Origin of the sequence: Streptomyces sp. F001, from assembly GCF_004187715.1 — a bacterium.
GTDB lineage: Bacteria > Actinomycetota > Actinomycetes > Streptomycetales > Streptomycetaceae > Streptomyces > Streptomyces flavusporus.
Genome location: NZ_QZWF01000043.1, coordinates 36,186 through 45,855 on the forward strand (window position 1 = coordinate 36,186; position 9,670 = coordinate 45,855).

The 9,670-nt window shown below is 70.6% G+C and carries 8 protein-coding genes; all 8 read left to right on the plus strand.

Annotated elements, in window-relative coordinates:
* Nucleotides 1-26: 26 nt before the first annotated feature.
* The gene (locus tag StrepF001_RS41225) at nt 27-1,580 is read left to right on the plus strand and encodes an NAD(P)/FAD-dependent oxidoreductase (protein ID WP_129803206.1); all 1,554 of its coding nucleotides are present in this window, start codon (nt 27-29) and stop codon (nt 1,578-1,580) included.
* The gene (locus StrepF001_RS41230) at nt 1,567-2,001 is read left to right on the plus strand and encodes a DUF2834 domain-containing protein (protein ID WP_240797939.1); all 435 of its coding nucleotides are present in this window, start codon (nt 1,567-1,569) and stop codon (nt 1,999-2,001) included. The genes StrepF001_RS41225 and StrepF001_RS41230 overlap by 14 nt, the downstream gene beginning before the upstream one ends.
* Complete coding sequence (shc, locus tag StrepF001_RS41235) at nt 1,998-3,884, plus strand: squalene--hopene cyclase (RefSeq protein ID WP_129803208.1); 1,887 nt, start codon at nt 1,998-2,000, stop codon at nt 3,882-3,884. The genes StrepF001_RS41230 and shc overlap by 4 nt, the downstream gene beginning before the upstream one ends.
* Complete coding sequence (locus tag StrepF001_RS41240; protein WP_129803209.1) at nt 3,881-5,302, plus strand: FAD-dependent oxidoreductase; 1,422 nt, start codon at nt 3,881-3,883, stop codon at nt 5,300-5,302. The genes shc and StrepF001_RS41240 overlap by 4 nt, the downstream gene beginning before the upstream one ends.
* A 4-nt stretch (nt 5,303-5,306) precedes the next feature.
* A complete protein-coding gene (locus StrepF001_RS41245) occupies nt 5,307-6,083 on the plus strand; it encodes a 2,3-dihydro-2,3-dihydroxybenzoate dehydrogenase (RefSeq protein ID WP_129803210.1) in 777 nt (258 codons plus the stop codon).
* 48 nt (nt 6,084-6,131) lie between these two features.
* The gene (locus StrepF001_RS41250) at nt 6,132-6,794 is read left to right on the plus strand and encodes an isochorismatase family protein (protein ID WP_129803211.1); all 663 of its coding nucleotides are present in this window, start codon (nt 6,132-6,134) and stop codon (nt 6,792-6,794) included.
* A complete protein-coding gene (locus StrepF001_RS41255) occupies nt 6,791-8,713 on the plus strand; it encodes an anthranilate synthase family protein (protein WP_129803212.1) in 1,923 nt (640 codons plus the stop codon). The genes StrepF001_RS41250 and StrepF001_RS41255 overlap by 4 nt, the downstream gene beginning before the upstream one ends.
* Before the next feature lie 41 nt (nt 8,714-8,754).
* On the plus strand, nt 8,755-9,670 hold a 916-nt coding region (locus tag StrepF001_RS41260), incomplete at its 3' end, for an FAD-dependent monooxygenase (protein WP_129803213.1).

Consider the following 9,670-nt stretch of genomic DNA (forward strand, 5'->3'; position numbering starts at 1 on the left):
CCGGCCGGGGGAGGAGGGGAGTGCAGGTGACTCCGGAGCACGAAGTGCTGGTGATCGGCGCCGGGTTCTCCGGGATCGGCACGGCGATCGGGCTGCTGCGGGCCGGCATCGACGACTTCGTGGTGCTGGACGAGCAGGACGATGCCGGCGGCTCCTGGCACGCCAACCGGTACCCCGGCATCGCCGTGGACATCAGCGCCTTCTCCTACTCCTTCACCTTCGAACCCTTCGCGTCCTGGTCGAGGGCCTTCCCTCCCGGCGAGGAACTCAAGGCCTACGCGGACCACTGCGTCCACAAGTACGGCCTGCGGCCCCATCTCCGTCTGAACGCCCGGGTCGTACGCGCCGAGTACCACGAGGCGGAGCACGTCTGGGAGGTCTTCCTGGCGGACGGAACCTCGATGACGACGCGGTTCGTCATCTGCGCCACCGGATGGCTCACCAAGCCGAAGGCACCCGACATCGAAGGACTCGACCGGTTCACGGGCGACGTGGTGCACACGGCTCGATGGGACCCGTCACTGGATCTCACCGGACGTCGCGTGGGCCTGATCGGCACCGGCGCATCGGCGATCCAACTGGTCCCCGAGATCGCCCCGTTGGTGCAGCAGCTCCACGTCTACCAGCGGACGCCCACCTGGGTCTTCCCGAAGCCGGACGTTCCGGTGCCGAGGGCCGTCCGCAAGGTGTTCGGAACGGCTCCGTGGACTCAGCGCACCGTCCGGCTCCTCACGGACACCGTGACGGAACTCAGTTTCGTCATCGCCATGATCCACTACCGGCGGTTCCCCTTCCTGGTGCGGGCCGGGGAAGCGGTCTCCCGGCTGTACCTGCGCAGCCAGGTCAAAGGTGACCGCGATCTGATGGACCGGCTCGCGCCCGCCTACCGACTGGGCTGCAAGCGGCCGTCCTTCGGCAAGGGCTACTGGCGCGCCTTCACCCGCGACAACGTCCAGCTCGTCACCGAACGCATCGAGCGCATCACCGAGACCGGCATCAGCATGGCGGACGGCGACGAGCAGAAGTTCGACGTGCTGATCCTCGCCACCGGGTTCCACGTCCTGGACAACCTGCCGCCCTTTCCCCTGTACGGGCTGGGCGGCCGGGAGTTGAAGGAGTTCTGGAGAGCGGAGCGCTTCCAGACGTACGAGGGCAGTTCGGTCAAGGGTTTCCCGAACCTCTGGTTCATCGTCGGGCCGTACTCCTTCACCGGCGGATCCTGGTTCGGCATGATCGACTATCAGGTCACCCATGCCCTGCGGGTGATCGGAGAGGCCCGGCGACGGCGTGCCACACAGGCCGTCGTCCGGCCCGAGAAGCACGACAGGTCCTTTCACCAGGTGCTGCGCCGGCAGCGGAACACGGTGTTCCTCCACGGCAGTTGCCGCGGCACGCACAGCTACTACTTCGACGAGCGCGGCGACGCACCCGCCGTCCGCCCGTCGTCGACCTACGAGGCGGCCTGGCGAGCCAGGCACTTCGACCTCGACGACTACCGCTACGACCGGGCCGATCCGGTGCTGCCACATGACCGGACGGAGCCCCACCACTTCGGAGGCCGATGGCATGCGACTGGGTGATGTGCAGGGAAGGGACCGGGCACTGTGCACCCTCTACGGGCTGTTCGCCGTCGGCGGCTGCCTGGTCATGGGGACGTTGGCCATCGTCTTCGTCGTGCGCAACGCCGACGCGGGACCGCTCGGTGTCATCGAGAACTTCCTGCGCGACGCGACACGGAATCTGGCATCCCAGTTCATCTACGCGGACCTGGCGTTGATCTGGGCGGCGCTGGCGGCATTCATGATCATCGAGGCGCGCCGGCTCGGCATCCGCCACGTGTGGGCGTACATCGTCGGAGCCCCGGCACTGGCGCTCGTGGTGAGTTTCTCCGTCTTCATGTACGTCCGCCAGCTGAAGATCGCGGCCCTGAACGACGCACACGCCGAGCCCACATCCACCGCCATGACCACCCACGCGACGACGAGGGGGACCCAGCGATGACGACCACCGACGCCGGCGCGTTCGTCCCGGGAGTCGAGCGCTCCCTGGCCCTGGCCGTCCAAGCGCTCCGCGAGCGCCAGGACCCCACCGGGTACTGGAAGGGCGATTTCGAGACCAGCCTGATCGGTGAGTCCGGTGAGGTCATCCTGCGGCATTACCTGCGCTTGCCGAAGGACGAGACGGTGGCCGCCGCCGCGCGGACGATCCTCAGCGAGCAGACACCCACGGGCGGCTGGGCGTCGTACCACCAGGGCCCTGACGAGCTGCTGCTCTCCGTCTTCTGCTACGTCGCCCTGCGCCTGGCCGGTCATGACCCCGACGAACCGGAGATGCGCGCGGCGGCCGCCTCGGTCCGCGGCAACGGCGGTATCGAGTCGGTCGACAACCTGATCATGCTGGCGTGGCTGGCCCTGATCGGGCTGTGGCCCTGGCGCGACATCCCGCTCATCCCGCCGGAGATCGTCCTGCTGCCCACCTGGTGCCCCGGGAACATCTACCAGATCGGTGCCGCCGCCCGCGGCATCGTCGTCGCCAACAGCCTGTTCATGGCACGCCGCCCCGTCGTCCCCGCAGGATTCGGCATTCGCGAGCTGTTCGCCGAGCCCGGCGCCCGGCGGCTGCCGAGGTCCTTCGCGGTACGGTGCGCGACCACCCTCAGCCACTGGTACGCCCGCCGTCCGATCGGTCCGCTGCGCCGCCGGGCGATCCGAAAGGAATCGAGGTGGCTCATCCGCACCCAGGAGAAGGACGGCAGCTGGGGCGGCAACTGGCCGCAGACCGCCAACGTCGTCATGGGTCTGGACGCGATCGGCTTCCCCCAGGACCATCCAGTCGTCACGGCGGCGATGGCCGGGCTCGACCGATACGTGGTCGAGAAGGACGGGCAGCGCCGCATCGAGATGTGGACCTCCGTGGTCATGGACACCGCCCTGGCGCTGTCCGCGAACGCCATGGCCGGCGGCCCCGAGGAGAAGGCCGCGGCCGAACCGGCGGTGCGCTGGCTGCTCGCCAACCAGGTCACCGAACTGGGCGACTGGGCGGTGCTGACCGACAACCCCGTTCCCGGCGGCTGGCCGTACGAGTTCACCAACAACGCCAACCCCGACGCCGACGACACGGCGTTCGCCGTCGCCGCACTGCGCCGCGTCCACCCGCGCGGCACCGACCCGGCCGTCGACGCCGCCTGCGAACGGGCCCGCCGGTGGCTGCTGTCCCAGCAGGGCGAGGACGGTGGCTGGGCGGCCTTCGAACCGCTGCGCTGGCGGCTGCCGGGACGCGACAAACTGGCCAGAATCGGATTCCTGGAGGCGCCGTCGGCCGACATCACCGGGCACGTCCTGGAGGCGCTGGGCGCCGACGGCCAGGCTCACACTCCCGCGGCCCGCCGCGGCATCGAATGGCTGCGCCGCACCCAGCAGCCGAACGGGTCGTGGCCCGGCTGGTGGGCCTGCTACCACCTGCACGGCACCAGCGCCGCCGTCACCGGCATGGCCGCGTGCGGGGTGCCGGGCAGCGACCCTGCCATGGCCCGGGCGTGTGACTGGATCGTCGCACACCAGCAGAGCGACGGCGGCTGGGGTGAGGACATCCGCGCGCTGCACGACCCGGCATGGATCGGGCGGGGCGACAGCACTCCCTCGCAGACGGCCTGGGCCCTGCTCGCCCTCATCGCCGGCGGCCGCGCCGACAGCGGGCCGGTGCGCGCGGGCCTGGACTTTCTGATCCGCACCCAGCAGGCCGACGGCGACTGGGCCGAGCCCTGGCACACCTGGGTGGTGCACCACGACGGCCTGTACTGGCGCGACAGCCTGCTGCGCCTGATCTATCCCGTCATGGCGATGTCGGCCTACCGGGCCGCCGTCGACGGAACGGAGTTGCGATGACCGGCGCCGGCGTGACCGTGGTGGGAGGCGGCCTCGCCGGGATGACGGCGGCGTGGACGATCCGCGGCCTCGGCCTCCCGGTACGGCTGCTCGAAGCCGGGCCCGAGCTCGGCGGGATGGCCGGATCACGGGTGATCGACGGCCGGGTCGAGGATCACGGGGTGCACATCTTCCCCGCCTGGTACCGCAACACCCTGCGGCTCGTGGCGGAACTCGGCATCGCCGGCAACCTGCGCGAGACCAAGAACTTCCACCAGCTGCTGCCGGGCGAGTTCCCCGCCTTCCGCACCGCGGTCACCCCGGCCGCCGATAGGCTGCTGTTCCACTACGGCGTGATCGACCTGCTCGCCCAGGAGTACGGTGCCCGCGACGAGTCCCTCCACGACTTCCTGCGCAGCCGCCGGTATCTGACCGAGGCGGCGATCGCCGACATCGAGCACCTCTTCGTCGCCTCGAGCGCGGCGGAGAGCGATGCCGTGTCGGCGGCGGGCTTCCGCGGCAGCATCGCAGCGTTCGCCCGGCACCCCGGCCGGGTGCGGATGCCGCGAGGCGACCTCCAGCAGTGGTTCATCGGCCCCTTCCGGCAGCGGCTGGAAGCCGACGGCGTGGAGGTGCGCACCGGGAGAGAGCTCATCGAGGTGTCGGTGCACGCCGACCGGCTGCAGGCCCTCACCGTACGCGGCGACGACGGCACCGCCGTGACCGAAGACGTCACCGGACATGTCGTCCTCGCCGTCCCGCACGGACGCCTGTCCGCCCTGGGCGGCGACCTCACCGGAGCACTTCGACCACCGTACGGTGTCGACGAGTTGACGTCCCGTCCGCTCGGAGCACTCCACCTGTACCTGCGAAGGCGGCTGCCGGGACTGCCCGACGAGCACATCCGCCTGGTCGGGTCGCCGCACGCGATCACGCTCATCGATGTGGGCCAGGCATGGGGACGACACCGCACCAGCGTGCTCAACTGCGTGGTCGGCCGTGCCGCCCGGCTCGCGGAACTGTCCGAGGCGGACGCGGTCAAAATCCTGGTGGACGAGCTCATGACCTTCCTTCCGGAGCTCACCTGGGACGACATCGAACACGTCTGCTACCAGCCGCACTTCGCGGCACCGTTCTTCGCGCCGGGACCCGGATCGGGTCGCTACCGGCCGCAGAGCACCACCGCACTGGCCAACGTGCACATCGCCGGCGACTTCTGCGCGGCCCCGCCGGGCGTGGCCGGTATGGAGAGCGCCGTGCGGTCGGGACTGACGGCCGCCGAGTCGGTCCGCAGAGCACTGCGGCCCGAACTGCCCCCGGTACGGATCGATCGTATCGGCGACATCAGCCCGTCGGCCGCTCGCGGTCTGCGGATGGCGCTCGCCCCCTTCGCCGCGGCCGTCCGGTCGCTGGCCGGCCGCGCACGACGACGGAGGTGACCGCATGAACGGCAGGATCGCCCTCGTGACGGGAGCCGGGGGCGGCATCGGTACGGCCGTGGCCCGGCTGCTCGCCGAACAGGGCGCCACGGTCGTCGGCGTGGACCTGGACCGCGGCCGGCTGTCCGCCACGGTCGAAAAGCTCACCGCCGACGGGCTGTTGGTGCAGGGCCGGCCGGCGGACGTCACGTCGTCCGCCGAGGTCGAGGCCGTGGTGGCCGCGGTGGAAGGGGAGTCGGGACCGATCGACTACCTGGTCAACGCCGCCGGGGTGCTGCGCCTCGCCGAAGCCGGACAGCTCAGCGACGAGGACTGGAACGCCACCTTCGCGGTCAACAGCACCGGCGTCTTCTACATGTCCCGGGCGGTCGTCAACCGCATGATTCCGCGTCGGCGCGGCTCCCTCGTCACCGTCGCGTCGAACGCGGCGGGCACCGCCCGTACGCAGATGTCCGCGTACGCCGCGTCCAAGGCGGCGGCCACCGCCTTCACCAAGTGCCTGGGCCTGGAGGTCGCCCGGCACAACATCCGCTGCAACCTTGTCGCTCCCGGCTCCACGGACACCCCGATGCTGCACGGCATGCACACCGACGGGGCCGCGGTCGCCGCCTCCGTCGCCGGGAACCCGGCCGCACACCGTACCGGCATCCCGTTGGGCAAGGTGGCACGTCCGCAGGACGTCGCCCACGCCGTGCGCTTCCTGCTGTCGGACGAGGCGGCTCACATCACGATGCACACGCTCACCGTCGACGGAGGGGCGACCCTGGGCGCTCCGACGTAGCGGACCCGCGCTTCCCTCTCCGTACAGCACGAAAGGACGAACCACTGCATGTCCGGCATACCACCGATCGAGCCCTATCCGCTGCCGCTGCCGGACGACCTCCCCGCACCGGTCGTCGACTGGCGGGCCGACCCGCGGCGTGCCGTGCTGCTCGTCCACGACATGCAGGACTACTTCCTCACACCGTTCCCGCAGGACTCCTCACCCCGCACCCCGCTCATCCGTAACGCGGCACTGCTGCGGCAGCGCTGCGCCGCCCTCGGCGTCCCCGTCGCCTACACCGCCCAGCCCGGTGGGATGACACCGCACCAACGCGGCCTGCTGGCCGACTTCTGGGGACCCGGCATGCGCACAGCACCCGAGCACCGCCGGATCGTCGCGCCCCTCCAACCCGCCCCGGGTGACTGGACGTTCACGAAGTGGCGCTACAGCGCCTTCTTCAACACCGACCTGCTGGCACGGATACGGGCCACCGGCCGTGACCAACTCCTCCTGTGTGGCGTCTACGCGCACGTCGGTGTGCTGATGACCGCGATGGACGCGTTCAGCCACGACATCCAGCCGTTCCTGGTCGCCGACGCCGTTGCCGACTTCTCCGCCGAACACCACCGGCTGGCCCTCCGGTACGCCGCCCAGCGGTGTGCCGCCGTCGTCACCACGGCGGCCCTGTGCGACACCCTCATGGCGGCCGTGGCGGAGGAAACGCGGTGACCGGGAAACACCCGCCCACGGCCGGACCGGCCCACACCCAGGACGCCCGCGACCTCCTCGCCCGCGTTCTGGACGGCTCCGCGCCCGCCTTCGCCCTGCTGCACCGCCCGCAGGCCACCGGCCCGGAGACCATAGAGGTCCTGCTGACCGAAACGGCTCACTGCGCCGCCCTGGCCGACCTGCCGCTGCCAGGGGAAGCCGCCCCGGAAGGCGGCCACGAACTGCTCGCCCTGGTCCCCTACCGGCAGATCACCGAGCGCGGATTCACCGCCCACGACGACAGCGAGCCCCTGATCGCGATGACGGTCACCGCCCAGCAGACCCTGCCGCTCGCCGATGTCCGGCTGCGGCTGCCGAACGAGCCGGTCAAGATCGACCAGGACGGGTTCGACGTCTCCGACCAGGCGTACGCGGACATCGTACGTCGCGTGATCGCCGACGAGATCGGCACCGGCCAGGGCGCGAACTTCGTGATCAAGCGCACCTTCACGGCGTGGCTACCGGGCTTCTCGACTGCCGGAGCCCTCTCGGTCTACCGCCGGCTGCTGGAGCGGGAAAGGGGCGCCTACTGGACGTTCCTCGTCCACACGGGCGACCGCGTCCTGGTGGGTGCGACCCCCGAGCGGCACATCAGCGTGCGCGACGGCAGGGCCGTCATGAACCCCATCAGCGGCACGTACTGCTATCCCCCCGGCGGCCCCACGCTCGACGGCGTGCTGGCCTTCCTGACGGACCGCAAGGAAACCGACGAGCTGTACATGGTGGTCGACGAGGAACTGAAGATGATGGCCCGGGTCTGCCCCTTCGGTGGACGCCTGACGGGCCCCTACCTCAAGGAGATGGCCCGCGTCGCACACACCGAGTACCTCATCGAGGGACACACCGACCGCGACGTACGCGACATCCTCCGGGAGACCCTGTTCGCCCCGACGGTGACCGGATCGCCGCTGGAGAACGCCACCAAGGTGATCAGCCGCCACGAGCCGACCGGGCGCGGCTACTACAGCGGGATCGCCGCACTCATCGGGCGGGACGCGGGCGGCAACCGCGCCCTGGATTCGTCCATCCTGATCCGCACGGCCGACATCACAGCCGACGGCCGCCTGCGGATCGGCGTGGGAGCAACTCTGGTGCGTCACTCCGACCCCGAGTCCGAGGCCCGAGAGACCCGGGCCAAGGTGTCGGGGCTGCTCGCCGCGCTCGCCGAGCCCGCACCCAGCCGCTTCGCCACCCATCCCGACGTCCAGGCCGCGCTGGCGGGCCGCAATGCCACCGTCGCGGGATTCTGGCTGGACGAGCCGGAGGACAGGGCCCATGCGTCGGCCGAGTTGGCAGGACGTCGGGTACTCGTCGTCGACGCCGAGGACACCTTCACGGCGATGCTCGCCCACCAGATCCGCTCCCTCGGGGTGGAGGCGACCGTGTGCCGGTTCGACGAGGCCTACGACACGGCGGCGTACGACCTGCTGGTCCTGGGGCCGGGACCCGGTGACCCGGGACAACTGGGGCACCCGAAGATCGCACATCTCAGGTCGACGATGTCCCGGCTCCTGGCCGCGAGGCATCCCTTCCTCGCGGTGTGCCTGAGCCACCAGGTGCTGAGCGCGCTGCTCGGCCTCTCTCTGGTACCCCGCCGGGTCCCCAACCAGGGTGTGCAGCACGAGATCGACCTGTTCGGACGGCGCGAACGGGTGGGCTTCTACAACACGTACACGGCATGCGCGGCGGCCGACGTCATCGAGCACCCGGGCGTCGGCCGGGTGACGGTGAGCAGGGACCGCGACAGCGGCGAGGTGCATGCCCTGCGCGGACGGTCCTTCGCCTCGGTGCAGTTCCACGCGGAGTCCGTCCTGACCCAGGACGGACCGCGGATCATCGGTTCGCTGCTCACCCGACTGGTGCGGCCGCGCACCCCCTAGGCCGGCCGCGGCATCAGCCGAGAAGGGACACAGGCAGCGACATGGCACACGCACTCATCGCGGGCGGCGGCATAGGCGGCCTCGCCACCGCTGTGGCGCTTGCGCGCTGCGGTCACCGCGTCACCGTCCTCGAACGCGAGAATACCTTCGCCGAGATCGGCTCGGGCATCCAGCTCGCTCCGAACGGCTTCCACGCCCTCAACCTGCTCGGTGTGGGGCAGGACGTGCGTGACCGGGCGGTGTTCGTCGACGAACTCCGCCTGATGGACGGCCTGACGAGCGAGAAGATCGCCGGCATGCCGGTCAGGGAGCGGTACCGACAGCGCTTCGGCAACCCCTACGCCGTGGTGCACCGCCGGGATCTCCACGGCCCTCTGCTCTCGGCATGCCGGGCGAGCGAGGGCATCGAGCTCGTCGCGAGCGCCGCCGTGCAACGGTACGTACAGAACCCGGCAACCGTGACGGTGACCACGGCGGACGGCCGGACCTTCACCGGCGACCTCCTCGTGGGAGCCGACGGCATCCGCTCGGCCGTTCGCGCACACCTGGTGCGCGACGGCGCTCCCCGGGTCTGCGGACACACCATCTACCGCTCGGTGATACCGATCGAGAAGGTGCCGCGGCGACTGCGCTGGAACGTGGTGACCCTGTGGGCGGGCCCCGCCTGGCACTTCGTCCACTACATCATCGGCCGTGGCGAGTACCTCAACCTCGCCGCGACCCTCGACGACGGCGCCCACGAGTCCGTCTCCGGACGCCCGGTGCGGCGGGCCGTCGTGCTGAGCCGCTTCCAGGAGCTGGGGGAAACCGCCCGGCTGCTGCTGGAGTTGGGTGAGCACTGGCGGCAATGGGTGCTGTGCGACCGCGATCCGGTCGACGTCTGGACGGACGGCCGGGTGGCGCTCATGGGCGACGCAGCCCACCCGATGCTCCAGTACGCCGCCCAGGGCGCCTGCC

Coding starts and splice junctions, on each gene's coding strand:
- StrepF001_RS41240 (WP_129803209.1), top strand. CDS start 3,881: ATGACCGGCGCCGGCGTGACCGTGGTGGGAGGCGGCCTCGCCGGGATG.
- StrepF001_RS41230 (WP_240797939.1), top strand. CDS start 1,567: ATGCGACTGGGTGATGTGCAGGGAAGGGACCGGGCACTGTGCACCCTC.
- shc (WP_129803208.1), top strand. CDS start 1,998: ATGACGACCACCGACGCCGGCGCGTTCGTCCCGGGAGTCGAGCGCTCC.
- StrepF001_RS41250 (WP_129803211.1), top strand. CDS start 6,132: ATGTCCGGCATACCACCGATCGAGCCCTATCCGCTGCCGCTGCCGGAC.
- StrepF001_RS41245 (WP_129803210.1), top strand. CDS start 5,307: ATGAACGGCAGGATCGCCCTCGTGACGGGAGCCGGGGGCGGCATCGGT.